Here is a 26,761-nt window from a genome sequence, read left to right as displayed (position 1 = left end):
GAATGAAGTGATCGACGTGGCCTCTCGGCCGTCGGGCGGGGGATGTCTTTAGACGACCCGCATCAGCGCCTCAACAGGCCAAAAGGCCAAGGCATGAGGCTCATGCAGAACGCACCTTATCCGAGGGATGGATATATCGTCGTCGCAGACGCCTTCCGCCGTGGAAGCGGCGGGGCGAACGGAACACGCACCCTCTTGTGCGTTCTTTCGCGTAGTCATAGCAGCCCCTTCACGGCAAGATCATTGCCGTCGTCAAATGTTAAATTGTTATGATTCAACTAAAATCGCCAACACTACGCATTACGCGGACAAGATCTTCCCTCTTGGAAGACCTGTCGATCAACGCCGGGCGACAACATTGTTGTGTAGGCAGGGTCATGAATACAGCACACGCCACCCTCCCCACGTCGCAAAGGACCGCTCCAAAACTCAACATTTCGCTGAGGTGCCCGGCCCAACCGGATGAAGACAACATACACAGCCCCCCCCTGCGGTGCAACGCCGTCAGTGCCGCAGGGGCTGTATCGGGGTGCCGCAGGGCGGTGATTCGAGCGCCCAAAAAAGAGCCATCAGTCGGCAAATCTCTGAGTCACTTGCAAGATTCAATGGGGGTCATTGGCGGGTCTTTCCGCAGCTAAATTTGTGCCGCGAGGGGTGTGGAGGGGGCATGAAGTGCCGATTCGGGGGGTGATGGTCGGCGTGGGTCATAAATAATTGAAATAACAGACAAATCTCTGCGCGGCGACGTCTCTTTTTGCTGTCGCTTTGGCAGGTTTTGCCGCTGCTTGGGAGTGGCGGCAGAGTCAAGAAACAACTGGTTCGTCGGAGCCTGATTTCAGCTGGCGCGTCCTTCCGTGACACTTTTGCAACGCGGTCCTGATGGCCACGGGGAACGGGTGCGGGACGGGGCGGAGCTCTGGCGAGGCCGCGCTCGCAAACGCAAAAAGCCCGGCGCGAGGCCGGGCTTTTACGTTGTTTTGTCTTTGGCGATCTGGTCGATCGTGCCGCCTGTTCAGGCGCCGAGCTTGGCCAGACGCTGCGCCAGACGCGAAACCTTGCGCGAGGCGGTGTTCTTGGGCAGGACGCCCTTCTGGGCGGCGCGCATGATCTCCGGCTCGGCGGACTTGAAGGCGGCGCCAGCCGCGTCCTTGTCGCCCGAGGCCAGCGCCTCTTCGACCTTGCGCACGAAAGTGCGCATCCGGGAACGGCGGTTCCGGTTGACTTCAGTCCGGCGCTCAATCTTGCGAGCCGCCTTTTTGGCGGAGGGCGTATTGGCCATCGGCCATCCTCTTCATCGTCGCAAGGACGCCACGTACCGCGCCTTGCCGAAATGTCGGTTGCAAATGTTGAAGCAGAGCCAACCCCGAAGGAGCTCCGCGCGAGTGGCGGGCTTATAGTCGGCGGGCGCCGCCGCGTCAACATCCATGGCACGGGCGCCCGCCCGCACAATGGTTAATTGTTGGTGAATGAGGCGCCGCGCTTGGCCGCGAAGGCGGCCATGCCTTCCTTCTGATCGGCCGTCGCAAACAGCGCCTGGAAGAGGCGGCGTTCGAATCGGATGCCTTCGGCCAGTGAGGATTCGAAGGCGCGATTCACGCTCTCCTTGGTCATCATCACGGAGGCCAGCGACAGGCCGGCGATGGTGTCGGCGACCTTCATCGCCTCCTCCTTCAGCGACGCCAGCGGCACCACCCGCGACACCAGCCCGTAGCGGTCGGCCTCCTCCGCCGTGAGGGTGCGGCCGGTGAGGCACATCTCCATCGCCTTCGCCTTGCCGACCGCGCGGGTCAGCCGCTGCGATCCGCCGGCGCCCGGCATGATGCCGAGCTGGATCTCCGGCTGGCCGAAACGGGCATTGTCGGCGGCTAGGATGATGTCGCACATCATGGCGATCTCGCAGCCGCCGCCGAGCGCGTAGCCGGCCACCGCCGCGACCACCGGCTTGCGGCAGCGCGAGAGCCGCTCCCAGGAGGTGATGAAGTCGTCGACATAGGTGGCGGGGAAGTTAAGTGCCTGCATCTCCTTGATATCCGCCCCCGCCGCGAAGGCGCGCTCGGAGCCGGTGAGGACGATGCAGCCAATGCCGGGGTCGCTCTCGAACCCGTCCAGCGCCTGGCTGAGCTCGTCGATCAGCGCGGCGTTGAGGGCGTTTAGGGCTTGGGGACGGTTCAGGGTGATGACGCCGACGCGTCCATTGGTTTCGACGAGGATGGTCTCGTAGGACATGCGCGTCTCCTATCGCTGGCAGGCGGCACAGTAGAAGGTGGAGCGCCCGCTTTGCACAAGCCGGGCGATGGTGCCGCGGCAGCCAAGTGTCTGGCAGGGCTCGCCTTCGCGATCATAGACGCGGAAGGTGTGCTGGAAATAACCCAGCGTGCCGTCGACCTTAGCATGGTCGCGCAGGGTCGAGCCGCCCGCCGCGATGGCCTCCTGCAGCACCTCGCGGATGGTCTCGACCAGGCGGACGGTGAGTTCGATGGGACCGCCAGTGAGACCGGCGAGCGTGAAGGCGCCGCGTTCCGGCGACAGGCCGGCGCGGTGCAGGGCCTCGCACACATAGATATTGCCGAGCCCGGCGACGACCTTCTGGTCGAGCAGCGCCGCCTTCAGCGGGGTGCGCCGCCCGGCGAGCGCGCGGGCCAGAGCCTCCGGGGTGAAGTCCTCCCCCAGCGGCTCCGGGCCGATGGCATTGAACAGCGGGTGCGTCGCCAGCTCCGCGCGCGGCAGCAGCAGCATGAAGCCGAAGCGGCGCGGGTCGTTATAGACCACCTCCGCCGCGCCCGTCGTCCCGTCGCCTTCCATCCGCAGCACGACATGATCGTGCGCGGCGAGGCGCGAGCGCGGCAGGTGGAAATCGCCGGGCATTTCCGGCGGGCCGGCGTCGGGCTCGATGCGGAAGGAGCCGGACATGCCGAGATGCATCACCAGCACCTCGTCCCTGCCGTCGGCGTCGGGGCCCATATCGGCCATGAGGTATTTCGCCCGCCGCTCCAGCCGGCGCAGCGTGCGCCCGGTCAGCCGCTCGGCGAAGCGCTCGGGCAGCGGCCAGCGCAGATCCGGCCGGCGGGCGACGGCGGCGAGGATGCGCCGGCCCTCCATGACCGGCGCGAGGCCGCGCCTTACGGTTTCGACTTCCGGCAGTTCGGGCATGAGGGCTTATTCCGAGGGGCGACGGCCGCCACCCGCCCACAGGGGCAGAAGCGACTTTCGCGCGGCGGCGAGCTCGCGGTCGAGCGACTGGGCCCAGGCGGTGCGGCTCGCCGCCATATCCGCGAAGAAAAACCAGCCAAGGCCCGACTGGGCCAGCAGGCTCGGGACAGAGGCGACGGCTTCGCCGCCGGAGAGAAAGCTGAGGTTCTCCGGCAGCGGATGATAGATGCGGTGCTCAAACGCCATGGAACGCGGCGCCTTCTCGACAAGGAACGCCCAGCTGCGGCCGGGCAGGGGCGAGGCCGTGAGCCCGACCGGCGCGGCAAGCCGCGCCATCGCCTCGACGGTCCAGATGGTGATGTGGCCGCGCCCCAGCGGGTCCAGATAGGCCGGGTCCTCGTTTTCCACGAAGGGCGTGAGGCCGGTGTTGAACAGGAAGCAACTGCCCTCGCTCGCCACCGAGGCGAGCGCCCGCAGCAGAGTCGCGACCATGCGCGGCGTCAGGTGCTCGATCACTTCCATGCACAGGCCGGCCTCGAACGTCATCGGGGCAAGGGAATCGAGCGTGCCGATATGGTAGTTGGGCGAGGTCGTCCGCCAGCGCTCCGGCGGCGGGAAAAGCTCCACGCCGTGAAGGGCGGGGGCGGCATGGGGCATCAGCCGCGCCATGTGATCGAGCAGCACGCCGGGGCCGGTGCCGATGTCCAGCACGGCGCGCACCGGGGTGGAGGCGAGAAAGATCGCCTCGCACAGCCGGGCCATGCCGGGCCCGGCCGCCCTTTGCCCGGCGGCGTGCATTTCCGCGTCCCAATACTCCACCTCATAGGTGCGGAGCGGTTTGCCGGCGTCGATGTCGCGCAGAATGTCGGGCGGCAAATGCAGGATGCCGCAGCCCGAGCACTTGAAATAGGCGAATCCCTCGACCACCCGGAAGGGAGCGGAAGCGGCCTCGCAGACGGGACACAGCATCAGAGGGTCTCCCCCAGCCCGGCCTCCGCCAGAAACGCCGCGAGAGCGCCCGCGCGGGTGAAACAATGGGCGCGCAGGCCGGCCTCTCTGGCGCCGGCGACGTTGACCGGCTTGTCGTCGATCATCACCGCCTCCTGCGGGGCGACGCCGTAGCGGGCCGCCACACCTTTATATACGGAGGGTGTCGGCTTCTTGGCGCCGAACTCGCAGGCGACATGCATGGCCGGGCCGAACAGGGCCCGCAATTCCGGCACCAGCGCGTCGAAATGCTCGCGCATGATGTGGCCGTTATTGGTGAGCAGGGCGATGGGAACGCGGGCGCTGACCTGAGGCACCAGCGCCAGCATGTCCGGGTCCAGCGTCATGGCGAGCGCGCGGGTGCGCAGCCATTCCGGCCGGCCGAACGGCGTGCCGAGCGCTTCAGCCACCGCGGCGAGATAGGCGTCTGGGGTCAGATGGCCGAGATCGGAGGCGTCCTCGATGCCGCTGTGCCAGACGCGGCGCTCGACCTCGGCGGCGGAAAGGCCGGCGGGGGCGCCCATGGCGGCGCGGCGGGCCTCGACATCATAGCGCAGCAGCACGTCATCCATATCGAAGATGACGAGGCGGGGAGGGGGGGCGACGGGGGTGGGGGGGCTCACGGTCCGCGCCTTCAGGGAAGCGCGTCGTAGCCCTGGCCGAACCCGTTGAGATTGAGCGGGATGCCGATGCCCTCATCCGGCTCGGGCGTCTCGCGAATGACGAAGATGGCCTTCTTGCCGTTGCGCAGCTTGTCCATCAGCGTCGCGTCCATCTCCACCTCGGCGACGCAGCCATTGGGCACGCAGCGGACGAAGCCGACGCTGCCAATCGGCTGGTCGTCGATGATGAGGCCGAGGCCGGAGGGCAGCAGCACGCCGAGCGGGGCCAGCACGCGCAGCAGGGTCTTGCCGTTGTCGCGCATCTTCAGCACGATTGCGGTGAGGCCGACATTGGGGCGGTCGTCGGCCTGCACGCTCTGCAGCAGCACGCATTGCTCGGATTGCGCCCCGGGCGGGGTGTCGCACCGGATCTGCCATTCGCCATGGACCGAGCGCACGACGCCCTGCGCCGAGGCCCCCCCGAGGGAGGCGAGCAGCGCCGCGCCGGCAAGCGCCGCGACTATGGCTGAACGGAGGGCCGCGAAGCCGGGCATGGCTGTCTCCCGAAAAGTGTCGTTCGCTATGTCTTCTAAAGAATCGGCGGCGGGGGACAAGGCGAATCGTGCGGCGTCCCCTTTTCGGCCGCTCCCCAGTGCAGGATGCGGTAGAAGCCCGAGGGTGATGTCAAGAATGCGGCAATCCATCGCTGCATGGAGATAGAACGCTTCCAGGCACCCGACGTCATGTCGCAGGAGCGGGATGCCCCAGGCGCGTTGCCCGCGTGTCCTTTTTGTGTTTGATGAAGATCAAATGCCGCTGTCCCGGAGAGCGATCATTATCGCTTGGGCTGGGCCGTGGGGAAGCTGATGGGAGTGACGTTCGCGATGAAATCGTGGATCCGCAATGCTGCGCGCACGGTCGCGGGCCTGGCCGGCGGGATGTTCGGCATGCTGGCGCTGGCTGGGGCCGCCCTGGCGGGGACCGGGCAGCCTTCGCCCTGGCAGATCAATCTTCAGGGGGCGGCTTCTCCGGTCATGGAGAGCATGCACTCCTTCCACTTCTTCCTTCTGGTGATCATCGTCGCCGTGGTGCTGCTGGTGCTGGCGCTGCTGGTCGTGGTGATGGTGAAGTTCAACGAGAAGGCCAATCCGGTCCCCTCGCGCACCACGCATCACACGATGATCGAGGTGGTGTGGACCGTGGTTCCGGTCCTCATCCTGGTGGCGATCGCCATTCCCTCCTTCCGCCTGCTGTTCCACCAGCTGGACCTGCCGCAGGCCGACCTCACCGTGAAGGTGACGGGGCACCAGTGGTACTGGTCCTATGAATACCCGGACAATGGCGCGTTCAGCTTCGACAGCCTGATGGTGCCGGAAGCCGACCTGAAGCCCGGCCAGCCCCGCCTGCTGGCGGTGGACAACGACGTGGTCGTGCCGGTGAACAAGATCGTCCGTATCCAGGTGACGGCGGCGGACGTGATCCATTCCTTCGCTCTTCCGTCCTTCGGCGTGAAGATCGACGCCCTGCCGGGCCGCCTGAACGAGAGCTGGTTCCAGGCGACCAAGGAAGGCATCTATTACGGCCAGTGCTCCGAGCTGTGCGGCAAGGACCACGCCTTCATGCCGATCGCCATCCGGGTGGTGAGCGAGCAGGAATTCGCGGCGTGGGTCGAGAAGGCCAAGCAGGAATTCGCGGCGGCCCCGGCGCCGGCGCGTGTCGCGCAGGGCGAAGTGGCGGGCGTCGCCGCCCGCTGAGAGTGCCGGTTCGGCGCATTGAAGTTTCTAAGTGCCCCTAAAGGGCGCGCATGAGGGACGGTTCCATGGCATACGCAGCCGGTCACGCGGGCGATCCGACGGGTTGGAAGCGCTGGGTCTATTCGACCAACAACAAGGACATCGGGCTGATGTACCTGATCTTCGCGATCGTCGCGGGGATCGTGGGCGGCGCCCTCTCCATCGGCATCCGCATGGAGCTGCAGGAGCCGGGGATGCAGATCTTCTCCGATCCGCAGACCTTCAACGTGTTCACCACCGGCCACGGCCTCATCATGATCTTCTTCATGGTGATGCCGGCGATGATCGGCGGCTATGGCAACTATTTCGTGCCGCTGATGATCGGCGCGCCCGACACCGCCTTCCCGCGCATCAACAACGTCGCCTTCTGGCTGCTGCCGCCCGCCTTCGCGCTGGCGCTGCTGTCGCTGTTCGTGGAAGGCGCGCCGGGCACCAACGGCTTCGGCGGCGGCTGGACCATCTATCCCCCGCTCTCCTCCAAGCTCGGCCATCCCGGCCCGGCGATGGACCTGCTGATCCTCTCGCTGCACATTGCGGGCGCTTCGTCGATCCTCGGCGCGATCAACCTGATCACGACGATCCTCAACATGCGCGCCCCGGGCATGACGCTGCACAAGATGCCGCTGTTCGCCTGGTCGCAGCTGGTGACCGCGTTCCTGCTGCTGCTGTCGCTGCCGGTGCTCGCCGGCGCCATCACCATGCTGCTGACGGACCGCAATTTCGGCACCACCTTCTTCGATCCCTCGGGCGGCGGTGACCCGATCCTGTTCCAGCACCTGTTCTGGTTCTTCGGCCACCCCGAAGTGTACATCCTGATCCTGCCGGGCTTCGGCATCATCTCGCACATCGTCTCCACCTTCTCGCGCAAGCCCGTGTTCGGCTATCTCGGCATGGCCTATGCGATGGTGGCGATCGGCGTGGTCGGCTTCGTGGTGTGGGCGCACCACATGTACACGGTCGGCCTGTCCTCCTCGACCCAGGCCTATTTCGTCGCCGCGACCATGATCATCGCGGTGCCGACGGGCGTGAAGATCTTCTCCTGGATCGCCACCATGTGGGGCGGTTCGATCTCCATGCGCGTGCCGATGCTGTGGGCGATCGGGTTCATCTTCCTGTTCACCGTCGGCGGCGTCACCGGCGTCGTGCTCTCCAATGCCGGCATCGACCGCGCGCTGCACGACACCTATTACGTGGTGGCCCACTTCCACTACGTGCTGTCGCTGGGCGCCGTGTTCGCCATCTTCGCCGGCTGGTACTACTGGGCCCCGAAGATGTTCGGCTACATGTACAGCGAAGGCATCGCCAAGGTGCACTTCTGGCTGACCTTCATCGGCGTCAACCTGGTGTTCTTTCCGCAGCACTTCCTCGGCCTCGCCGGCATGCCGCGCCGCTACGCGGACTATCCAGACGCGTTCGCCGGCTGGAACTTCGTCTCCTCGATCGGTTCCTACATCTCCGGCTTCGCGGTGCTGGTGTTCCTGTTCGGCATCTACCGGATGTTCGCCGCCAAGGTGCCGGCCGGCGCCAACCCCTGGGGCGAAGGCGCCACCACGCTGGAATGGACGCTGAGCTCGCCGCCGCCCTACCACCACTTCGACGTTCTGCCGAAGATCAAGTGAGCGGCCCGGCCGTTTGAGAGACGACCCGGCGCGGTTCTCCGCGCCGGTTCCACAAGAGGGGCGGCGCCCTGCGCGGCCCGACCCGAAGACAAGCGCCGCCCCCGGGCGCGCCGGAGTGAAGTGATGAGCGACGTCGCCTCGCGCGAATACGACCTGACCCCGAGCGAGCCCCGCGCGCTCGACATGCCGTCGCCCGCCTCGGTGGCCGACTATGTCGCGCTGCTGAAGCCCCGTGTCATGTCGCTGGTGATCTTCACCGCGCTGGTCGGCCTCGTGCGCGCGCCGGGCGAGGTCCACCCGGTGATCGCCTTCACCGCGCTGCTGTGCATCGCGATCGGTGCCGGCGCCTCCGGTGCGCTCAACATGTGGTGGGACGCCGACATCGACGCGGTGATGAGCCGCACCCGCCGCCGGCCCATTCCCGCCGGCCGCGTCACCCCGGGCGAGGCGCTCGCCTTCGGCATGACGCTCTCGGTCGGCTCGGTGATCGTGCTCGGCCTTCTCGTGAACATGGTCGCGGCGGCGCTGCTCGCCTTCACCATCTTCTTCTATGTCGTCATCTACACGATGTGGCTGAAGCGCTGGACGCCGCAGAACATCGTCATCGGCGGCGCTGCCGGCGCCTTCCCGCCCATGGTCGGCTGGGCGGCGGCCTCCGGCGGCATCGGGCTGGAAAGCCTGCTGCTGTTCCTCATCATCTTCTTCTGGACCCCGCCTCATTTCTGGGCGCTGGCGCTGTACAAGTCGGGTGACTATGCCCGCGCCGGCGTGCCGATGCTGCCCGTGGTCGCCGGACCGTCCGAGACCCGCCGCCAGATCCTGCTCTACACGCTGCTGCTGGTTCCGCTCGCCATGTCGCCCTTCTTCCTCGGCATGGCCGGCCTCGCCTATGGCGTCGTTTCCGGCGTCACCGGGGCGCTGATGCTGCTGCTGGCGGTGCAGGTCTATCGCCGGCGCGAGGGCGCCCCGGCGGAGATCGCGGCGCGGCGCCTGTTCGGCTTCTCGATCCTGTATCTTTTCCTGCTCTTCGCGGTCCTCCTCGTCGAGGCGGTCGCGCCGGCCGGTTTCGGGCTGTGAGCGCATGGCGGCGAGGGCTGGAATGAGCAACGACACGAAGCGACCCGGCGGCGAGCCCGAAGGCGTGGTGCTGACCGAGGAGCAGAAGCGGCGCCGGCGCGCCCGTTCCATCGCCATCGCGGCGGTGCTCGCGGCGCTCTGCGTGCTGTTCTATGTGGTGACCATCGTCAAGCTCGGCCCGGCCGTGCTGATCCGTCCGCTGTGAGGGTGCCATGGCATCAGACCGCGAAGACAACACTGCCACCGCCCCGGCCGCCCCGCGCCGGAAGGTGAGTCATCGCGGCGTGGCGCTGAGCTGCGTCGCTTTCGTCGTCGCCATGACCGGTGCCGCCTATGCCGCTGTGCCGCTCTACCAGATGTTCTGCCAGGTCACCGGCTTTGGCGGGGCCACCCGTGTCGCCGCCTCGGCACCGGGCGCGGCGCTGGAGCGGGTGGTGGAAGTGCGCTTCGACGCCAACACCGCGCCGGGCCTCGACTGGGAATTCGCTCCCGAGCAGCGCTCGGTGCAGGTGCGGGTGGGCGAGACCAAGCTCGCCTATTACCGGGTGAAGAACCGCAGCGACAAGCCGGTGACCGCCGCCGCGACCTATAATGTGACGCCGGCCCAGTCCGGTTACCACTTCGCCAAGATGCAGTGCTTCTGCTTCACCGACCAGACGCTGCAGCCGGGCGAGAGCCTCGACATGCCCGTGGTCTTCTTCGTCGATCCCGCCTTTGCCGAGGATCCGGAGATGCGCGGCGTCAAGACCATCACCCTTTCCTACACCTTCTTCCCCAAGGCGACGCCGCTGGCGGCCGGGGCGACGAAGGACGGAAAGGCGCCGCTCTAACAGGGCGGCAGGGAAAGTTGCGGCCGCACCTGCGGCATGCCCGTGCCTTTTCCGCGAGGGTCGAACGACCCTGGCGTCGAGAGGGGCGGGCGCAGTGAATACGGTGCCGTTTCCCGTCGCTTCGGTGGTTCCACCGGCGCGGAAAGGGCTCTAGAGAAGCAGACGGAACGGAGAGCGCGACCCATGGCCGAGGCCCACGCCAAACATCACGACTACCACCTCGTTGACCCGAGCCCGTGGCCGTTCGTCATTTCCATCTTCGCCTTCATCATGGCCGTGGGCGCGGTGTTCTGGATGCACGGCCAGCTGACCTCGCTGGTGTTCATCGCCGGCCTGCTCGGCGTGATCTACACCATGGTGGTGTGGTGGCGGGACGTGATCCGCGAAGGCGAGCACGAGCACGCCCACACGCCGGTGGTGCAGCTTCACCTGCGCTACGGCATGATCCTGTTCATCGCCTCCGAGGTGATGTTCTTCGTCGCCTGGTTCTGGGCCTTCTTCGACGCCTCGCTCTTCGTCGGCGAGGAGATCAACTATGCCCGCGCCACCGCGACCGGCGGCGTCTGGCCGCCGACGGGCATCGAGACCTTCGATCCCTGGCACCTGCCGCTGCTCAACACGCTGATCCTGCTGACCTCCGGCACCACGCTGACCTGGGCGCACCATGCGCTGGTGCATGGCGACCGCCAGAGCGCCAAATGGGGCCTCTGGCTCACCGTCGGCCTCGGCTTCATCTTCTCGCTGCTGCAGGGCTTCGAATACAGCCACGCCGAATTCGCCTTCTCCGGCAACATTTACGGCGCCACCTTCTTCATGGCGACCGGCTTCCACGGCTTCCACGTCATCGTCGGCACCATCTTCCTCGCCGTGTGCCTCGGGCGTATCTATGCTGGCCATTTCACCCCGACCCATCATTTCGGGTTCGAGGCGGCGGCCTGGTACTGGCACTTCGTCGACGTGGTGTGGCTGTTCCTCTTCACCTTCATCTATGTCTGGGGCAGCGCGGGCGCACCGCACTGAACCGGCGACAGCTTTCGGCAAGGGGCGGCTTCGGGCCGCCCCTTTTTCGTTTATGTGGCGAAATGCCCGTGCCACCCCGGCCCGGAATGGGAGTAGAAACCGGCCATGGACCTGCAACCTTACGATAGCGGGGTCTCGCCCTATACGGCCGGCCTCACCTGCCGCTGCCCGCGCTGCGGCCGTGGCAAGCTGTTCAACGGCTTCCTCACCGTGGCGCCGTCCTGCACAGCCTGCGGGCTCGACTACAGCTTCGACGATTCCGGCGACGGGCCGGTCGTGTTCATCATCCTCGCCGCTGGCGCGCTGGTGGTGGGGCTGGCGCTGTGGGTGGAACTCACCTGGCAGCCGCCCTTCTGGGTGCATGCGCTGCTGTGGACCCCGCTGGTGCTGATCGCCACGCTCGGCCTGTTGCGGCCGCTCAAAGCGACACTGATCGCCCTGCAATATGCCAAGCGCGCGCAGGAAGGCCGTCTCGACAAGGGGGATAAGTGAGCGCTCCGGCCGCCTCGCGGCACCGGCTGCTGCCGGTCGCGGCCGCCGCGCTGCTGGCCTTCGCCGTGCTGGTGGGGCTCGGCCTGTGGCAGTTGCAGCGGCTTGCCTGGAAGGAAACGCTGATCGCCCAGGTGGAGGCCCGCATCCATGAGGCGCCGGTGCCGCTGCCGCCGGAAGCTGAGTGGGGCAAGATCGACTTCGCCAATGACGAGTATCGCCGCGTCACCGTGCAGGGGCGCTTCCTCAACGATCTCGAAGTGCAGGTCTATGCGCTGATCGACCAGGCGCCGGATGGCTCCGGCGGGCCGGGCTATTGGGTGGTGACGCCGCTCAACCTGCCCGATGGTGCCGTCGTTCTGGTCAATCGCGGCTTCGTGCCGCTGGCGCAGAAGGCGCCGGCGACGCGGGCCGAGGGGCAGGTGGAAGGCCCGGTCACGGTCACCGGCCTGCTGCGCCTGCCGGAAGAGGCCGGGCCGTTCACCCCCGCCAACGACGCCGCCAAGGACCGCTGGTATGTGCGCGACCCCGAGGCGATCGCCAGCGCCAAGGGGCTGGTGCGGGTGGCGCCCTTCCTCATCGACGCGGATGCGACGGCGAACCCCGGCGGCCTGCCGCGCGGCGGGCTGACGCGGATCGTGTTCCCGAACCGGCATCTCGAATATGCGCTGACCTGGTTCGGCCTCGCCGCCTCGCTGCTCGGCGTGTTCGTCGCCTATGTCTGGAGCCGCCGGCGGCGGGTGTGAGCGCGGGAGGTGAGCGTTTGCTTGCCTCATCGGCTCCCCGCCACTAGGTTGCGGCCACTTTCTCCAGCGGAGGCGCGCGTGCGCTACATCTCGACCCGCGGCGAGGCTCCCGTGCTCGCCTTCTCCGACGCCCTGCTCGCCGGCCTTGCGCGCGACGGCGGGCTGTATGTGCCCGAGGTCTTCCCCGCGCTGGCCCCACCGGCGATTTCCAGCCTCGCCGGCCATTCCTATGCCGAGGTCGCCGGGCGGGTGATCGCGCCCTTCGTCGACTCCGCCTTCACGCCCGAGGTGCTGCGGCCGATGCTGGAGGAGGCCTATGCCAGCTTCCGGCATCCCGCCACAACGCCGCTGGTGCAGATCGCCCCCAACCGCTTCGTGCTGGAGCTGTTCCACGGCCCGACGCTCGCCTTCAAGGATGTGGCGATGCAGCTTCTCGGCCGGATGATGGACCATGTGCTGAGCGCGCGCGACCAGCACGCCACCATTGTCGGCGCCACCTCGGGTGACACGGGCAGCGCGGCGATCGAGGCGTTTCGCGGCTCCAAGCGCACCGATGTGTTCATCCTCTACCCCGCCGGCCGCGTCTCCGAGGTGCAGCGCCGGCAGATGACCACGGTGCCGGACGCCAATGTCCACGCCATCGCCATCGAGGGCACGTTCGACGACTGCCAGGCGCATGTGAAGGCGATGTTCAACCATCACGCCTTCCGCGACCGCCAGCGCCTCGCCGGGGTGAACTCGATCAACTGGGCGCGCATCGTCGCGCAGGTGGTGTATTATTTCGTCGCCGGCGTCGCGCTGGGGGCGCCGCAGCGCAAGACCTCCTTCGTGGTGCCGACCGGCAATTTCGGCGACGTGCTCGCCGGCTATGTCGCCAAGCGCATGGGCCTGCCGATCGAGCGGCTGGTGGTGGCGACCAATGTCAACGACATCCTCGCCCGCACGCTGGCGACCGGGCGCTATGAGGTGACCGGCGTGCACCCGTCCTCCTCGCCGTCGATGGACATCGAGGTGTCGTCGAATTTCGAGCGCGTGCTGTTCGAGGCGATGGACCGCGACGCCGGCGCGCTGCGCGGGCTGATGGCCTCGCTGGCGCAGTCCGGCGCCTTCGCGCCCTCCAGCGCCGCCATGGCGGCGCTACGCGCCGATTTCGACGCCGGCCGGGCGGACGAGGCGCAGACGCTGGACACCATCGCCCGGGTGCGGGCGGAGACGGGCTATCTGCTCGACCCGCACACGGCGGTAGCGGTGTCGGTGGCCGAGCGCGTGGCGCAGGATCCGCATGTGCCGCAGGTGGTGCTCGCCACCGCGCATCCCGCCAAATTCCCCGACGCGGTGGAGCGGGCCTGCGGCGAGCGCCCGGCGCTGCCGCCGCATCTCGCCGACCTCTTGGAGCGGCCCGAGCGCACGCCGACCCTGCCCAATGATGTCGCGGCGATCGAAGCCTATATCACCCGCCATGCGCGGGCCTCGGAGACCGCCGCGTGAGCAACCCCACCGCCCCGGGCCCCCGCATCACCACGCTCGCCAACGGTGTCACCGTCGTTTCCGAATCCATGCCGCATCTGGCCACGACTTCGCTCGGCATCTGGGTCGGGGCCGGGGCGCGCGACGAGGAGGCGGACGAGCACGGCATCTCGCATCTGCTCGAACATATGGCGTTCAAAGGCACCCGCCGCCGCTCCGCGCGCGGCATCGCCGAGGAGATCGAGGCGGTCGGCGGCGACATCAACGCCGCCACCAGCGTCGAGCACACCTCCTACAATGCGCGGGTGCTGGCCGAGGACATGCCGCTGGCGCTCGACGTGCTCTCCGACATTCTCGCCGAGCCGGCCTTCGACCCGGAGGAACTGGCGCGCGAGCACAATGTGATCGAGCAGGAGATCGGCGCGGCGCTGGATACGCCGGACGATCTGGTGTTCGACCTGTTCCAGGAGCGGGCCTTTCCCGGCCAACCCATCGGCCGCTCCATCCTCGGCACGCCGGACAGCGTGCGCTCCTTCGGGCCGGAAAAGCTGCGCACCTATCTCGGTCGCACCTACCGCGCGCCGAAGATGATCGTCTCCGCCGCCGGCGCGGTGTCGCATGAGGCGCTGGTGGCGGAAGCGGAAAAGCGCGTGGCGGGCTTTGCCGGCGCCGACAAGCCGGCGGTCGTTCCCGCCCGCTATGAGGGTGGGGTGGAGATCGGCGGCGGGCGCGAGCTGGAGCAGGCGCATCTCTTGATCGGCCTGCCCGGCCTTTCCTACCGCGACCCCGGCATCCATGCGCTGCAGGTGTTCACCAATGTGCTCGGCGGGGGCATGTCCTCGCGCCTGTTCCAGGAAGTGCGCGAGGCGCGCGGCCTGTGCTACGCGGTCTATTCCTTCCACTGGGGCTATGCCGATACCGGGCTGTTCGGCGTCTATGCCGGCACGGATGGCGGCGATGTCGGCGAATTGGTCGATGTGGCCGTCGACCAGATCCTCGCCACCATCGACAGCATGACCGAGGCGGAGCTGGCGCGTTCCAAGGCGCAGGCCAAGGTGGGGCTGCTGGCGGCGCTGGAGAGTTCCGGCGCGCGGGCGGACCAGCTGGCGCGGCAGATGCTGGCCTTCGGCCGGCCGATCCCGCTGGAAGAGATCGTCGCCAAGGTGGAAGCGGTGACGCTGGACGACGCCCGCGCCGCCGGCAAGGCGCTGATCGGGCGCGGCCGGCCGACCTTCACCGCGCTGGGGCCGGGAAAATCGCTTGAATCGGCGGCGCGCATCGCGGAACGTCTTAGCGCAGCATAACGCCCGCCGGCAGCGCACATGGCCCTGTTTCGCACCGTGTCCTGGTCTGAGCCCCCGATGCTCGTCGAGGGGGCGAGCGTGCTGCTGCGCCTGCCGAACATGTCGGACTTCGCCGCCTGGGCGGCCCTGCGCGAGCAGAGCCGGGAGTTCCTTTCCCCGTGGGAGCCGACCTGGCCGGCCTATGACCTCACGCGCGGCTCGTTCCGGCGACGCATGCGCCGCTATGCCCGCGATGTGCGCGAGGACGCGGCCTATCCCTTCCTGGTGATCCGCCGCGCCGACCGTGTGCTGCTGGGCGGGCTCTCGCTGTCCAATGTGCGGCGGGGCGTGACCCAGACCGCCAGCCTCGGCTACTGGATGGGCGCCCCTTTCGCCGGGCAGGGCTATATGAGCGCGGCGGTGCGCACCCTGCTGCCCTTCGCCCATGGCACGCTGGGCCTGCGCCGGATTGAGGCCGCCTGTCTGCCCAGCAACACCCCCTCCATGCGGCTGCTGGAGGGTGCCGGCTTCCGGCGTGAGGGCTATGGGCGCGAATATCTCTGCATCGACGGCCGGTGGCAGGACCATGTGCTCTATGCCCGGCTGGCCGGCGACCCGATCGCGCGCGTGCCGGGGTTCGAGGGCGCCAGTTTGGTGCCATTCAAAAGTGCAGATGAGTTGAGCTCCGACGCTTAATCTGGAACTTCTAAAATCTAAGCCTGCGAAGACTAGTCGATCACCTCACATGATCGGCAGATTGGCATTTGCCGATTGACGCTTGGCCGGAATAGCGCGAAAAGAGAAGAGAAAGGCGATATTTAGAATAATTCTAAACGCCTGAAAACTTCGGTTTCGCGTCGCGATGATCGTGTGTTCCTGCAATGTGCTTTCCGATCGTCAGATCCGCAGTGCGGTGTCGGAGACGACGGCGCCCGTGCGAACGGTGGGGCAGGTGTATCGCTGCCTCGGCTGCAGCGCGCAGTGCGGCCGCTGTGCCCGCACCATCCGCAAGCTGCTCGACGATGTGAACGCCAGCGCCTGTTCGGTGTGCCCGCGCGAGTGCCCGGCCGCTCTGCAGGGGGAGGGGGCGCCCGCCCCGCACGCGCACCCCGCGGCGCCGCACTACCACGCGCCCCATGGCCATGCGGCTCACACGCATGCGCCTCACGCACATGATCACAGCCATGCCCACGGCCATTCTCACGGCCACGCGCATCACGAGCCTGCGCTGGCTCTGCCGGCCATCGCGGCCGAGTGAAGCGCCGCGCGGACTCTCGCGCGTGACCTGTGGAAGAGTGGTTGCCTTCTCCTTAGAAGTTTTCTAAAAAGATGCCGCTACTCGCAACAGGAGAGGCGGCGCCATGAAGGGCGATTCAAAGGTCATCGAATATCTCAACCGCGGCGTCCGCTCGGAGCTTACCGCGATCAACCAATACTGGCTGCATTACCGCATGCTGGACAATTGGGGGTTCAAGAAGCTCGCCGCCAAGTGGCGCGCCGAGTCGATCGAGGAGATGCAGCACGCGGATCGCTTCATCGACCGCATCCTGTTCCTCGAAGGTCTGCCGAACCTGCAGGTGCTGGACCCGCTGCGCATCGGCCAGGACATCAAGGAAGTGATCGAGTGCGATCTCGCCGCCGAGATCGAGGCGCGCGCGCTCTACCAGGAAGCCGCGACCTATTGCGAGAGCGTGCAGGACTACCCCAGCCGCGATCTGTTCAAGGCGCTGATGACGGACGAGGAAGGCCATATCGACTTCCTCGAAACCCAGCTCGACCTGATCAAGACCCTGGGCCTGCAACTCTACGCCCAGCACCATATCGGCGAGCTGGAGTGAGCGTTTCGCCGCTCGTGCCAGAGGTTTAGCGGAGGGCCGGTCGCGAGACCGGCCCTTTTCGTTGGGCGTGGCCGCTGCAACCGGCGCGACCTCCGCCGGCTCCGCGCCGGCCCCGGAGGGCCGGCTTCCGCGCGTTCCTTTTGATTAGACTTATTCTAAGCTATTGACTTCACTTTGCTTTTCGTTGACCGGCGGGGCCACGTCGGCTACCGCCTCGGACAGACGTACCGTCCACCATGCAACCGCCCCTTGACGGTGGTGCGCACACAGGAGACGCCCATGCCTGCCCGCAGCTCGCTTTCCCGCTACGCGCTTTCCGGCTTCATTGCCGCGACGCTCGCCCTCGCGCCCTTCGCCGCTTCGGCGGAAGAGGTGGTGAACATCTACACCACCCGCGAGCCGGGTCTCGCCAAGCCGCTGTTCGACGCCTTCAGCGAGAAGACCGGGATCAAGGTCAACAGCGTGTTCGTCAAGGAAGGCCTCGCCGAGCGCGTGAAGGCCGAGGGCGACGCCTCCCCCGCCGACGTGCTGATGACGGTGGATGTCGGCGCGCTGCTCGACCTGGTGGATCAGGGCGTGACCCAGAAGGTCAGCTCCGACACGCTGGAAAAGGCCATTCCCGCGAACCTCCGCGGCAAGGAAGGCGAGTGGTTCGCCCTTTCCGCCCGCGCCCGCGTTGCCTACACCGCCAAGGACCGGGTGAAGGACACGGCCATCACCTATGAGAGCTTCGCCGACCCGAAGTGGAAGGGCGAGGTCTGCATCCGTTCGGGCAAGCACCCCTACAACACTGCGCTGATCGCCGCCTACATCGTCCATCACGGCGAGGCGAAGGCCGAGGAGTGGCTCAAGGGCGTGAAGGCGAACCTGGCCCGCAAGGCCGCCGGCGGCGACCGTGAAGTGGCGCGCGACATTCTCGGCGACATCTGCGACATCGGCCTCGCCAATTCCTACTATGTGGGCCTGATGCGCTCCGGCAAGGGCGGCCCCGAGCAGGAGGAATGGGGCAAGGCGATCAATGTCGTGCTGCCCACCTTCGAGAATGGCGGCACCCATGTGAACATTTCCGGCGCCAGCGTCGCCAAGAACGCCCCGAACAAGGGCAATGCGGTCAAGCTGCTGGAATATCTCGTCTCGCCGGAGGCGCAGGAAATCTACGCCAAGGCGAATTTCGAATATCCCGTGGTGCCCGGCGTGCCGGCGGACCCGATCATCGCCGCCTTCGGCCCGCTGAAGGTCGACAATATCGATCTCGTCCAGGTCGCCAAGGCGCGCAAGGCGGCGACCGATCTCGCCGACAAGGTCGGCTTCGACAACTGAACCGACCCGGCGGCGCCACCCGCGCCGCCCTTTTCCTCCTGACATGAACGGGTCCCGGGGTGGTTCGCCGCTCCGGGACATTTGCCGAGATGAGCCTGGTCCTCTCCCCCAGCCCGCGCCGCGCCCCCTTGACCGGCTCCCGCCTCGTGCGGGCGGCGGCGGGGGCGGTCGTGCTTCTGGTGCTGCTGCCGCTGCTGGCGCTGGCCTGGACCGCGCTGCAGGGCGCGCCCGATCTGTGGCCGCACCTCATCGCCAATGTGATTCCGCACGCGCTGTATGAGACCACGGTGCTGGTGCTCGGCGTCGGCCTGTTCGTCGCCATTATCGGCACCGGCACCGCCTGGCTGGTGGCGGTGTGCCGCTTTCCCGGGCGCGGCGTGTTCGAATGGGCGCTGCTGCTGCCGCTCGCCATCCCGACCTATATCCAGGCCTTCGTCTATGTCGACGCGGTGCACCCGCTGGGGCCGATCCCGACGCTGATCCGCACCAGCTTCGGCCTGCGGCCGCGCGATCTGTGGCTGCCGGAGGTGCGCACCCTGCCGGGCTGCATCATCCTGCTCGGGCTGGTGCTCTACCCCTATGTCTATCTCTCCGCCCGCGCCGCCTTCCTCGTCCAGACCGCTTCCGTGCTCGATGCCGCCCGCACGCTGGGGGCGGGAGCGGGGGAGGCGTTCTTCCGCATCGCCCTGCCGCTCGCCCGCCCGGCGATCGCGGTGGGGGTGACGCTGGCGCTGATGGAGACGGTGAACGACATCGGCGCCTCGGAATTCCTCGGCGTGCAGACGCTGACGCTCTCCATCTATTCCACCTGGCTCAACCGCTCCAGCCTGCCGGGCGCGGCGCAGATCGCGCTGTGCATGCTGGCGCTGATGTTCGCGCTGGTGCTGCTGGAGCGCTGGGGCCGGCGCCACCAGCGGACCGGCAGCATCGGCGACCGCGCCCGTCCGCCGGCGCGGCGCACGCTCTCCCCGGGGGCGTCGGTGCTCGCCTTCCTCGCCTGCCTCATTCCCATCCTGCTGGGCTTCGTGCTGCCGGCGGGGCATCTGGCGCTGGCGGCGTGGAAGCGCGTGGCGTTCCATGGCGTTTCGGAGACCATCCTGCACGAGGCGGCCAATACCGCGCTGTTCGCCGCGCTCGGCACCGCGCTGGCTCTGCTGCTCGGCTTTGCCGTGGTGGTGGCGCTGCGTACCGGGGCGCTGCGCTCCGGGCTGGCGCTGCGGCTCGCGAGTCTGGGCTATGCCGTGCCGGGCACGGTGCTGGCGGTGGGGCTTCTGGTGCCGCTGGCCGGCTTCGACAATCTGGTCTCGCACATGTCCGAGCGCCTGACCGGCGTTTCCACCGGCCTGCTGCTGTCGGGCTCCGGCGCGGCGCTGATCATCGCCTATGTCATCCGCTTTCTCGCCATCCCCATCGGCGGGGTGGAGGCGGGCTATGGCAAGGTGGGCGTCACGCTCGACATGGCGGCGCGCAGCCTCGGCGAGAAGCCCGGCGGCGTGGTGCGGCTGATCCATCTGCCGATGCTGCGGCCGGCGCTGGCCACCGCCGCGCTGCTGGTGTTCGTCGACTGCATGAAGGAACTGCCGGCGACGCTGATGCTGCGCCCGCTGAACTTCGAGACGCTGGCGAGCCATGTCTATTCCGAGGCGGCGCGTGGCACCTATGAGGACGGCGCGCTGGCGGCGCTGCTCATCGTGCTGGTCGGGCTGGTGCCGGTGATCCTGCTGGCGCGGCTCTCCCGCCCCCGGCAGGGTTGAGGGCACCGTCTCCTTAACCGATCCGAAGACGGCAGGGTTTCCGAAAACGGAATGCGGCGGCGGACCTTTCGTCCTTCGAGGCCCGGCTTTGCCGGTCACCTCGGGATGACCGGCGTTGCCGGTCACCTCAGTGTGACGACGGATGAGCTTTGCACCGACCCACCCGTGTGGCCGCGGTCCATACGGGCGCTAAGATATTCCGGGTCCCGTCCCAGCGGAGGAGCAGGGGGAGGCCGCGCCGGGACCCAGCGCAAAACGCGTCTTGGCCTTGCTGCGCGCGAATGGACCCGGCGCGCCCGGTCCCCCTAGGCCCCGGATCGGCGCCGCGCAGGCGCGGCTTGTCCGGGGAACGGCGCTCGGCTCTTGACCTCAATGGGTAGAGAACCAGCAAAAAGGGCGCTGCTCGCGCCGCGCCCTTCATGCATATCAGGAGCGTTCGGACTTCCTCAGAAGTCCATACCGCCCATGCCGCCGCCGCCCGGCATGGCGGGCGCGGCGGCGGCCGGCTTCGGCGCGTCGGCGATCATGGCTTCGGTGGTGATGAGCAGGCCGGCGACCGAGCCGGCGTCCTGCAGCGCGGTGCGCACGACCTTGGCCGGGTCGACGATGCCGGAGGCGATCATGTCGACGAACTGCTCGGTCTGGGCGTTGAAGCCGAAGTTCTGGTCCTTCGTTTCCAGCACCTTGCCGACCACGATCGAGCCTTCCACGCCAGCATTCTCGGCGATCTGGCGGATCGGGGCTTCAAGCGCGCGCAGCACGATCTTGATGCCGGCCTGGATGTCCGGGTTGTCGGAGGAGAGCTTCTCGACCGCCTTCTTGGCGCGCAGCAGGGCGATGCCGCCGCCGGGGACGATGCCTTCCTGCACCGCGGCGCGGGTGGCGTTCAGCGCGTCGTCGATGCGGTCCTTCTTTTCCTTCACTTCCACTTCGGTCGCGCCGCCGACGCGGATCACCGCGACGCCGCCGGCGAGCTTGGCCAGGCGCTCCTGCAGCTTCTCGCGGTCGTAGTCCGAGGTGGTTTCCTCGATCTGCGCCTTGATCTGCGCGACGCGGCCCTCGATGTCCTTCTTCTTGCCGACGCCGTCGACAATCGTGGTCTTTTCCTTCTCGATCACCACCTTCTTGGCGCGGCCGAGCATGGAGAGGTTGACGCTCTCAAGCTTGATGCCGAGCTCTTCGGAGATGACCTGGCCGCCGGTGAGGACGGCGATGTCTTCCAGCATGGCCTTGCGGCGGTCGCCGAAGCCGGGGGCCTTCACCGCCGCGACCTTGAGGCCGCCGCGCAGCTTGTTGACCACCAGCGTGGCCAGCGCCTCGCCTTCCACGTCCTCGGCGATGATGAGCAGCGGCTTGCCCGACTGCACCACGGCTTCGAGCACGGGCAGGATCGCCTGCAGGCCGGAGAGCTTCTTGTCGAAGATGAGCATGTAGGGATCTTCGAGATCCACCGTCATCTTCTCGGCATTGGTGATGAAATAGGGGGAGAGATAGCCACGGTCGAACTGCATGCCTTCGACCACGTCGAGCTCGGTCTCGGCGGTCTTGGCTTCCTCGACGGTGATGACACCCTCATTGCCCACGCGCTGCATGGCGCCGGCGATCATCTCGCCGATGGAGGCATCGCCATTGGCGGAGATGGTGCCGACCTGAGCGACTTCGTCGCTGTTCTTCACCTTCTTGGCGCGCTTCTCGATGTCCTTGATCGCCTCGGCGACGGCGATGTCGACGCCGCGCTTGAGGTCCATCGGGTTCATGCCGGCGGCGACGAACTTGGCGCCTTCGCGGACGATGGCCTGGGCGAGCACGGTGGCGGTGGTGGTGCCGTCGCCGGCGAGGTCGTTGGTCTTGGAGGCGACCTCACGCACCAGCTGGGCGCCGAGATTCTCGAACTTGTCTTCGAGCTCGATCTCCTTGGCGACGGTGACGCCGTCCTTGGTGATGCGCGGAGCGCCGAAGCTCTTCTCGATGACGACATTGCGGCCCTTGGGGCCGAGCGTGACCTTCACCGCATTGGCGAGGATGTCGACGCCGCGCAGCATCCGCTCGCGGGCATCGCCGGCAAATTTAACGTCCTTGGCAGCCATCTGGCCTACTCCTGAAAATCAGTGTGTCCGGGGAGCGAAAGTCGGCTCAGCCGACATTGCTCATCGCGTCGGCTCAGCCGACGATGCCCATCACGTCGGATTCCTTCATGATCAGGAGGTCCTGACCGTCGATCTTGACCTCGGTGCCCGACCACTTGCCGAACAGCACCTTGTCGCCCGCCTTCACGTCGAGCGGGACGAGCTTGCCGGCTTCGTCGCGGGCGCCCGGGCCCACGGAGAGGACTTCGCCCTGCGAGGGCTTTTCCTTGGCGCTGTCGGGGATGATGATGCCGCCCGCCGTCTTCTCTTCGGCGTCGAGGCGCTTCACCACGATGCGGTCATGCAGGGGGCGGAACTTCAGCTGGGCCATCGGTAGATCCTCGGTCTTCCTGTCGCGCGCCGGTGCGGCGCTGGTGAGAAGCGTATTAGCACTCTTCATAAGTGAGTGCCAAACCGTCGCCGAGATAGGAATGGTACCGGATTGAGTCAAGCGCGCGGCAAGGGCCGGCGCTGTCATAAATCGTCATGCGCGGGTGGCGGGGACGTGATGGCGCGCCAGACATGAAAAAACCCGGCCCGCGCGGGGCGCGGACCGGGTTTGATTTCTAAGGCGAAGCGACGATCAGGACGCCTTCTTGATCGTCTTCTCGACCGAGGCCTTGATCGGCTCGGCGGTGTCGGCGGCGACCTTCTGCGCCAGGGTGGAGAGTTCCTTGGCCTGGCTGGAAAGCACGTCGAACTGCTTGCGCAGATGGCCGGTGGAGAGTTCCACCGCTTCCGACACGCTCTTGGCGCCGAACAGCGCGCCCATATAGTCGAAGGCGGCGTTCACATTGGTGCGCAGGGATTCCAGCGCCGCCGTATTGTACTCGGCAAGGCCGCGCGACGCGGTGGAATAGGTGTCTTCCAGCAGGTCGGTTGTCTCTTCGGCGTTGGCCTTGAACTTCTCATAGGTCTCGCGCGCGTTCTGCACGCTCTTCTCGGCCATCTCGCGCACCACGGCGGGCACTTCGACGGCGGAAGCGACATCGAACTTCGGGACTTCGAACTTCGGCATCTCGAACTTCGGCATGGCAGACTCGAAAGCGGCAGTGGCCGCCTTGGCGGTCTTCTTCGGGGTGGGGGTGACGGGGGCAGCGTCGACCATGGGGGTTCTCCTCGCAGTCGCGGTGGATTGGGAACTGGCGACAACCGCTCCGCGCCTGCGGCCGCGCCCTGACCGGCAAAGGCCTGTCCGAGTGAAACCCGACCCTCTGCCTTGTCTTGTCCCCTAATATTGTGCAATGCAGCATCATATTGCAATGCACAATTTGCCCTGACGAGCGATTTTTTTGACTTTTTTCAGCCGGCGGGGCTCTGCCGTCGCGATTGGCGCGGCGGGAAGGCCTATTTGTCGGCCTTGCCGAAGGGCGAGGCGGCGCTGGCGTGCTGGCCGAGCGCCTTGGCCTGCTCGGCGAGGCGGGCGGCCTGTTCCTTCACATATTCGGCGTGCAGGCGCGCCCATTCGTCCACCGTGGTGGCGCTGGCGAGGCGGGAGGCAAAATCGAAGCCGGCGGCAATGTTGGCCTCGACGAAATCCAGCGTGGTGCGGCCGAACTCGCGGGCATTGCCCTGCGCCGTGTCGACATGGCGGCTGGCGTCGTCGAGCGCCTTGTGCGCGGCGCCCAGCAGGCCATCAATGGCCGCGCGCGCCTGCCCCACGCCCTGCTCGGCAATGGCGCGCAGTTCGGGGGGAACGTCGAGTTTCGGATTGTCGGCCATGGCGAAAACTCCTCCGGATGACGATGTGGGAGTGTAGACGCAACGTAAGGCACTGCTATCCGGCCGGATGCCTACATCTAAAGTAGTAGGGTGCAAGCAAAAGGCAATCGAATTCGCGCCGCTGCGGGCCGGCCGGTTGCACTTGGTTAACCGGGATCGGTGGCAACCAATTAACCGGAAAAGGTGAAGCTGGCGCGACAGGGCAGGCGGCGCATGGCAAGCGGCGCCGGCCCGCATTATTGTTGGATGCGGCGGCAGGTCCTTGCGGGGCCTCCGTTTGCGGCATCCGGTTCTCACCGGCGGGATCATTCGGGCGCACATGACCACCGACGACATCGGCACATTGGCGACGCAGGCCCTGCGTGCTCAGGCGGCGACCGCGCTCGCCGGGGCGGCGCCGGCGGTGCTCGCCCTCGCCGATGGCCGCGTGCTCGACGCCAATGACGCCGGCCGTGCCCTGCTCGACCCCGCGACGCTGGCCACGCTGGCGCCGCGCCTTGCCCCCACGCTGCGCCCGTCGCGTCCGGCGCGGCTGGAACGGCTGCGCGTGCCGGGCACGCTCACCCCCGTCACCTTCGCCTGCTCGCTCATTGCGGCCGGCGGTGTCCGCGCGCTGCTCCTCGTCGGGCTCGACGCCAAGCCCGCCCGTGCCCCGGCCGCGCCCGCCCCGGCAGGCGCATCGCCCGAAGCGCCGGCCGTGGCGGCGCCCGCCCGCTTCACCTGGAGCACCGGCCCGGATGCGCGGCTGAACCGTATCGACCCGCGCCTCGCCGCCGCATTGGAGCGCGCGCCGGACGAGCTCGCCGGCCGCGACTGGCGCGCGCTCGGTGCGCCGGACGCCCACCGCGCGGTGCTGGAGGGGCGCAGCTTCACCCATTTGTCGCTGCTTCTGCCGACGGCGCGCGGCGAGGGGCTCGCCATCGAGCTTGGCGGCGCCCCCATTCGCGGCGACGGCATGCGCGGCTTTGGCGTGATAAAGGGCCGCCGGAAGCTGGACGCGCGGGCCGAGATGCCCGCCCGCCCGGACCTTTCCCCGCCGGTGAGCCCGCCGGCGCCGCGCGTCCCCGAAATTGCGCCCCCGGCGCCCGAGCCCACCCCGCCGGTGCGGGTGACGCTGAGCCTGGTGCCGTCGCCGGCCAATGTCGTGCCGCTGCGCGCCGGGAGCGAACCCGGCCGTGACGCCGCCCGCTCCTCCTGGGAGGGGCTGTCGACCGGCGAGCGCAACGCGTTCCGCGATATCGCCCGCGCCCTCGGTGCGCGGCTGGAAGGCGTCGACGACCTTGGCGAGGCGCCCGCCGACCCCGTCATTGAGCCGCCCGCGCCGCCCCGCGCGACGCCGCCCGAAGCCCCGCGCCCTGTCGAGCCCGCTGCCGCCGAGGCGTCCCCGGAAAGCACCGGCCTGCGCCGCGTGCTCGCCGAGGGCGAGCGCCCGGTGCTGGACCGCCTGCCGCTCGGCCTGCTCGCCTTTCGCGGCGACCGGCTGCTCTATGCCAATCGCGCGCTGCTCGACTGGACCGGCCATGAAGACCTCGCCGCGCTGGAAGCGGCCGGCGGTCTCTCCGGCCTGTTCGACACCGCCCCGGCGGCGGGCGGCGGCGACGTGCCGCTGACCATCGTCGGCGCCGAGGGCGAGCCGATCCGAGTCGAGGCGCGGCTGATGTCCTCTCCCTGGGAGGGCGGGCCGGCGATGCTCTATGTGCTGCACCGCGCCACCGCGCCCGTTGCCGCGCCGGCCGACACCTCCGCCGAAACGGCGGCGGCCGAGGCGCTGGCCGATGAGCGCCTGCGCCAGGCCGAACTCGCGCTGCGCGAGGCGGAGCGTTCCAGCCGCGAATTGCGCGCCATTCTCGACACCGCCACCGATGGCGTGGTGCTGATCGACGCCGCCGGCACCATCCTGTCGATGAACCACCCGGCGGAGGCGCTGTTCGGCTTCCCGGCCGGCGAGGTGAAGGGCGAATCCTTCACCCTGCTGCTGGCGCCGGAAAGCCATCGCGCGGCGGTCGACTATCTCGACGGCCTCGCCGCCAATGGCGTCGCCAGCGTGCTCAATGACGGGCGCGAGGTCATCGGCCGCGTGCGCGAGGGCGGGCTGATCCCGCTGTTCATGACGGTCGGCCGGGTCGGCGACGACCCGACCAAGTTCTGCGCCGTGCTGCGCGACATCACCCAGTGGAAGCGCGCCGAGGAGGAACTGATCGAGGCCAAGCGGCTCGCCGAGCGCGCCAACCTCGCCAAATCCGACTTCCTCGCCAAGATCAGCCACGAGATCCGCACCCCGCTCAACGCCATTATCGGCTTCTCCGAAGTCATGATGGAGGAGCGTTTCGGGCAGGTGGAGAACCAGCGCTACCGCGACTATCTGCGCGATATCCACGCCTCCGGCGAGCACCTCGTCTCGCTGATCAACGATCTGCTCGATCTCTCCAAGATCGAGGCCGGCAAGCTCGACCTCGCCTTCACCAGCGTGTCGCTGAACGAGGTGGTGCAGCAGTGCATGGGCATCATGCAGCCGCAGGCCAATCGTGAGCGCATCATCATTCGCTCCTCGCTCGCCACCGACCTGCCGCCCGTGGTGGCCGATACGCGCTCCATCCGCCAGATCGTGCTCAACCTCGTGTCCAACTCGATCAAGTTCACCCAGCCAGGCGGGCAGGTGATCCTGTCGACGACGCTGACCGAGGAGGGCGAGGTGGTGCTGCGGGTGCGCGACACCGGGGTCGGCATGTCGGAATCCGACGTGATGGTGGCGATGGAACCGTTCCGCCAGATCACCACCTCGGCCCGCGCCGGTTCCGGTGGCACCGGCCTCGGCCTGCCGCTGACCAAGGCGCTGGCGGAAGCCAACCGCGCGTCGTTCAACATCCGCAGCGCGGTGGATGTGGGCACCATCGTCGAGATCATCTTCCCCTCGACAAGGGTGCTGGCGGAGTAGAGC

Annotated in this window: 26 protein-coding genes; 16 read left to right on the top strand and 10 right to left on the bottom strand. The window is 67.7% G+C overall.

Features of this window, described 5'->3' with window-relative positions:
- Window positions 1–1,012: 1,012 nt before the first annotated feature.
- The 6 genes from rpsT to K9D25_RS20995 all read right to left on the bottom strand — a co-directional run bounded on the left by rpsT (window position 1,013) and on the right by K9D25_RS20995 (window position 5,293).
- Window positions 1,013–1,279: a 30S ribosomal protein S20 gene (rpsT, locus tag K9D25_RS21020; protein ID WP_244378045.1), complete on the bottom strand. Its 267-nt coding sequence runs from the start codon at window positions 1,277–1,279 to the stop codon at window positions 1,013–1,015.
- A gap of 173 nt (window positions 1,280–1,452) precedes the next feature.
- The gene (locus K9D25_RS21015) at window positions 1,453–2,226 is read right to left on the bottom strand and encodes an enoyl-CoA hydratase (RefSeq protein ID WP_244378042.1); all 774 of its coding nucleotides are present in this window, start codon (window positions 2,224–2,226) and stop codon (window positions 1,453–1,455) included.
- 9 nt (window positions 2,227–2,235) lie between these two features.
- On the bottom strand, window positions 2,236–3,150 hold the full coding sequence (gene mutM / locus K9D25_RS21010) for a bifunctional DNA-formamidopyrimidine glycosylase/DNA-(apurinic or apyrimidinic site) lyase (protein WP_244378039.1): 915 nt from the start codon (window positions 3,148–3,150) through the stop codon (window positions 2,236–2,238).
- Window positions 3,151–3,156: 6 nt separating this feature from the next.
- The gene (locus K9D25_RS21005) at window positions 3,157–4,119 is read right to left on the bottom strand and encodes a class I SAM-dependent methyltransferase (RefSeq protein WP_244378037.1); all 963 of its coding nucleotides are present in this window, start codon (window positions 4,117–4,119) and stop codon (window positions 3,157–3,159) included.
- Window positions 4,119–4,760, bottom strand: a complete 642-nt coding sequence (locus tag K9D25_RS21000) for an HAD family hydrolase (protein WP_244378036.1) — start codon at window positions 4,758–4,760, stop codon at window positions 4,119–4,121. The genes K9D25_RS21005 and K9D25_RS21000 overlap by 1 nt, the downstream gene beginning before the upstream one ends.
- Window positions 4,761–4,771: 11 nt before the next feature.
- Entirely contained in the window at window positions 4,772–5,293 is a 522-nt protein-coding gene (locus K9D25_RS20995; protein WP_244378035.1) for an invasion associated locus B family protein, read from the bottom strand.
- 312 nt (window positions 5,294–5,605) lie between these two features.
- On the opposite strand from K9D25_RS20995, the gene coxB reads away from it, so the two are divergent.
- The 15 genes from coxB (at window position 5,606) to K9D25_RS20920 (ending at window position 19,975) form a co-directional block, all read left to right on the top strand.
- On the top strand, window positions 5,606–6,493 hold the full coding sequence (gene coxB, locus K9D25_RS20990) for a cytochrome c oxidase subunit II (protein WP_244378033.1): 888 nt from the start codon (window positions 5,606–5,608) through the stop codon (window positions 6,491–6,493).
- 65 nt (window positions 6,494–6,558) lie between these two features.
- Window positions 6,559–8,151: a cytochrome c oxidase subunit I gene (gene ctaD, locus K9D25_RS20985; protein WP_244378032.1), complete on the top strand. Its 1,593-nt coding sequence runs from the start codon at window positions 6,559–6,561 to the stop codon at window positions 8,149–8,151.
- A 123-nt stretch (window positions 8,152–8,274) separates the two neighbouring features.
- Window positions 8,275–9,228: a heme o synthase gene (locus K9D25_RS20980; RefSeq protein ID WP_244378030.1), complete on the top strand. Its 954-nt coding sequence runs from the start codon at window positions 8,275–8,277 to the stop codon at window positions 9,226–9,228.
- Window positions 9,229–9,250: 22 nt separating this feature from the next.
- Complete coding sequence (locus K9D25_RS20975) at window positions 9,251–9,433, top strand: hypothetical protein (RefSeq protein WP_244378028.1); 183 nt, start codon at window positions 9,251–9,253, stop codon at window positions 9,431–9,433.
- Between the two features lie 7 nt (window positions 9,434–9,440).
- On the top strand, window positions 9,441–10,058 hold the full coding sequence (locus K9D25_RS20970) for a cytochrome c oxidase assembly protein (RefSeq protein ID WP_244378026.1): 618 nt from the start codon (window positions 9,441–9,443) through the stop codon (window positions 10,056–10,058).
- Window positions 10,059–10,241: 183 nt separating this feature from the next.
- Window positions 10,242–11,078: a cytochrome c oxidase subunit 3 gene (locus K9D25_RS20965; RefSeq protein ID WP_244378023.1), complete on the top strand. Its 837-nt coding sequence runs from the start codon at window positions 10,242–10,244 to the stop codon at window positions 11,076–11,078.
- Between the two features lie 105 nt (window positions 11,079–11,183).
- Complete coding sequence (locus K9D25_RS20960; protein WP_244378021.1) at window positions 11,184–11,570, top strand: DUF983 domain-containing protein; 387 nt, start codon at window positions 11,184–11,186, stop codon at window positions 11,568–11,570.
- On the top strand, window positions 11,567–12,313 hold the full coding sequence (locus K9D25_RS20955; RefSeq protein WP_244378019.1) for an SURF1 family protein: 747 nt from the start codon (window positions 11,567–11,569) through the stop codon (window positions 12,311–12,313). Before K9D25_RS20960 ends, K9D25_RS20955 begins: the two co-directional genes overlap by 4 nt.
- A gap of 78 nt (window positions 12,314–12,391) precedes the next feature.
- Window positions 12,392–13,801 (top strand): threonine synthase, encoded by a 1,410-nt coding sequence (thrC, locus tag K9D25_RS20950; protein WP_244378017.1) that lies wholly within the window; start codon window positions 12,392–12,394, stop codon window positions 13,799–13,801.
- Window positions 13,798–15,084 (top strand): M16 family metallopeptidase, encoded by a 1,287-nt coding sequence (locus tag K9D25_RS20945; RefSeq protein ID WP_279613764.1) that lies wholly within the window; start codon window positions 13,798–13,800, stop codon window positions 15,082–15,084. The genes thrC and K9D25_RS20945 overlap by 4 nt, the downstream gene beginning before the upstream one ends.
- An 18-nt stretch (window positions 15,085–15,102) precedes the next feature.
- Entirely contained in the window at window positions 15,103–15,759 is a 657-nt protein-coding gene (locus K9D25_RS20940) for a GNAT family N-acetyltransferase (protein WP_244378015.1), read from the top strand.
- A 166-nt stretch (window positions 15,760–15,925) separates the two neighbouring features.
- A complete protein-coding gene (locus K9D25_RS20935; protein ID WP_244378013.1) occupies window positions 15,926–16,321 on the top strand; it encodes a (2Fe-2S)-binding protein in 396 nt (131 codons plus the stop codon).
- A gap of 103 nt (window positions 16,322–16,424) precedes the next feature.
- Complete coding sequence (gene bfr / locus K9D25_RS20930; RefSeq protein WP_244378011.1) at window positions 16,425–16,901, top strand: bacterioferritin; 477 nt, start codon at window positions 16,425–16,427, stop codon at window positions 16,899–16,901.
- A 279-nt stretch (window positions 16,902–17,180) separates the two neighbouring features.
- Window positions 17,181–18,221 (top strand): Fe(3+) ABC transporter substrate-binding protein, encoded by a 1,041-nt coding sequence (locus K9D25_RS20925; RefSeq protein WP_244378008.1) that lies wholly within the window; start codon window positions 17,181–17,183, stop codon window positions 18,219–18,221.
- A gap of 89 nt (window positions 18,222–18,310) precedes the next feature.
- Entirely contained in the window at window positions 18,311–19,975 is a 1,665-nt protein-coding gene (locus tag K9D25_RS20920) for an ABC transporter permease (RefSeq protein WP_244378005.1), read from the top strand.
- A gap of 446 nt (window positions 19,976–20,421) precedes the next feature.
- Here the strand turns inward: K9D25_RS20920 and groL are convergent, their stop codons facing one another.
- The 4 genes from groL to K9D25_RS20900 form a co-directional block, all read right to left on the bottom strand.
- The gene (gene groL / locus K9D25_RS20915) at window positions 20,422–22,062 is read right to left on the bottom strand and encodes a chaperonin GroEL (RefSeq protein WP_244378003.1); all 1,641 of its coding nucleotides are present in this window, start codon (window positions 22,060–22,062) and stop codon (window positions 20,422–20,424) included.
- Window positions 22,063–22,135: 73 nt separating this feature from the next.
- Window positions 22,136–22,423 (bottom strand): co-chaperone GroES, encoded by a 288-nt coding sequence (locus K9D25_RS20910; protein WP_026221330.1) that lies wholly within the window; start codon window positions 22,421–22,423, stop codon window positions 22,136–22,138.
- Window positions 22,424–22,684: 261 nt separating this feature from the next.
- Complete coding sequence (locus K9D25_RS20905; RefSeq protein ID WP_244377998.1) at window positions 22,685–23,209, bottom strand: phasin; 525 nt, start codon at window positions 23,207–23,209, stop codon at window positions 22,685–22,687.
- 239 nt (window positions 23,210–23,448) lie between these two features.
- Window positions 23,449–23,823, bottom strand: coding sequence for a phasin family protein (locus K9D25_RS20900; RefSeq protein ID WP_244377996.1), 375 nt, complete (start codon window positions 23,821–23,823; stop codon window positions 23,449–23,451).
- 319 nt (window positions 23,824–24,142) lie between these two features.
- On the opposite strand from K9D25_RS20900, the gene K9D25_RS20895 reads away from it, so the two are divergent.
- Window positions 24,143–26,758, top strand: coding sequence for a histidine kinase dimerization/phospho-acceptor domain-containing protein (locus K9D25_RS20895; protein WP_244377994.1), 2,616 nt, complete (start codon window positions 24,143–24,145; stop codon window positions 26,756–26,758).
- Window positions 26,759–26,761 lie beyond the last annotated feature (3 nt).

It is taken from the genome of Ancylobacter polymorphus, assembly GCF_022836935.1.
Taxonomy (GTDB): Bacteria; Pseudomonadota; Alphaproteobacteria; order Rhizobiales; family Xanthobacteraceae; genus Ancylobacter; species Ancylobacter polymorphus_A.
This window is presented reverse-complemented; position numbering and strand designations above follow the sequence as displayed.

Coding starts and splice junctions, on each gene's coding strand:
- rpsT (WP_244378045.1), bottom strand. CDS start 1,279: ATGGCCAATACGCCCTCCGCCAAAAAGGCGGCTCGCAAGATTGAGCGC.
- K9D25_RS21015 (WP_244378042.1), bottom strand. CDS start 2,226: ATGTCCTACGAGACCATCCTCGTCGAAACCAATGGACGCGTCGGCGTC.
- mutM (WP_244378039.1), bottom strand. CDS start 3,150: ATGCCCGAACTGCCGGAAGTCGAAACCGTAAGGCGCGGCCTCGCGCCG.
- K9D25_RS21005 (WP_244378037.1), bottom strand. CDS start 4,119: ATGCTGTGTCCCGTCTGCGAGGCCGCTTCCGCTCCCTTCCGGGTGGTC.
- K9D25_RS20995 (WP_244378035.1), bottom strand. CDS start 5,293: ATGCCCGGCTTCGCGGCCCTCCGTTCAGCCATAGTCGCGGCGCTTGCC.
- coxB (WP_244378033.1), top strand. CDS start 5,606: ATGGGAGTGACGTTCGCGATGAAATCGTGGATCCGCAATGCTGCGCGC.
- ctaD (WP_244378032.1), top strand. CDS start 6,559: ATGGCATACGCAGCCGGTCACGCGGGCGATCCGACGGGTTGGAAGCGC.
- K9D25_RS20980 (WP_244378030.1), top strand. CDS start 8,275: ATGAGCGACGTCGCCTCGCGCGAATACGACCTGACCCCGAGCGAGCCC.
- K9D25_RS20975 (WP_244378028.1), top strand. CDS start 9,251: ATGAGCAACGACACGAAGCGACCCGGCGGCGAGCCCGAAGGCGTGGTG.
- K9D25_RS20970 (WP_244378026.1), top strand. CDS start 9,441: ATGGCATCAGACCGCGAAGACAACACTGCCACCGCCCCGGCCGCCCCG.
- K9D25_RS20965 (WP_244378023.1), top strand. CDS start 10,242: ATGGCCGAGGCCCACGCCAAACATCACGACTACCACCTCGTTGACCCG.
- K9D25_RS20960 (WP_244378021.1), top strand. CDS start 11,184: ATGGACCTGCAACCTTACGATAGCGGGGTCTCGCCCTATACGGCCGGC.
- K9D25_RS20940 (WP_244378015.1), top strand. CDS start 15,103: ATGGCCCTGTTTCGCACCGTGTCCTGGTCTGAGCCCCCGATGCTCGTC.
- K9D25_RS20935 (WP_244378013.1), top strand. CDS start 15,926: ATGATCGTGTGTTCCTGCAATGTGCTTTCCGATCGTCAGATCCGCAGT.
- bfr (WP_244378011.1), top strand. CDS start 16,425: ATGAAGGGCGATTCAAAGGTCATCGAATATCTCAACCGCGGCGTCCGC.
- K9D25_RS20925 (WP_244378008.1), top strand. CDS start 17,181: ATGCCTGCCCGCAGCTCGCTTTCCCGCTACGCGCTTTCCGGCTTCATT.
- K9D25_RS20920 (WP_244378005.1), top strand. CDS start 18,311: ATGAGCCTGGTCCTCTCCCCCAGCCCGCGCCGCGCCCCCTTGACCGGC.
- groL (WP_244378003.1), bottom strand. CDS start 22,062: ATGGCTGCCAAGGACGTTAAATTTGCCGGCGATGCCCGCGAGCGGATG.
- K9D25_RS20905 (WP_244377998.1), bottom strand. CDS start 23,209: ATGGTCGACGCTGCCCCCGTCACCCCCACCCCGAAGAAGACCGCCAAG.
- K9D25_RS20900 (WP_244377996.1), bottom strand. CDS start 23,823: ATGGCCGACAATCCGAAACTCGACGTTCCCCCCGAACTGCGCGCCATT.
- K9D25_RS20895 (WP_244377994.1), top strand. CDS start 24,143: ATGACCACCGACGACATCGGCACATTGGCGACGCAGGCCCTGCGTGCT.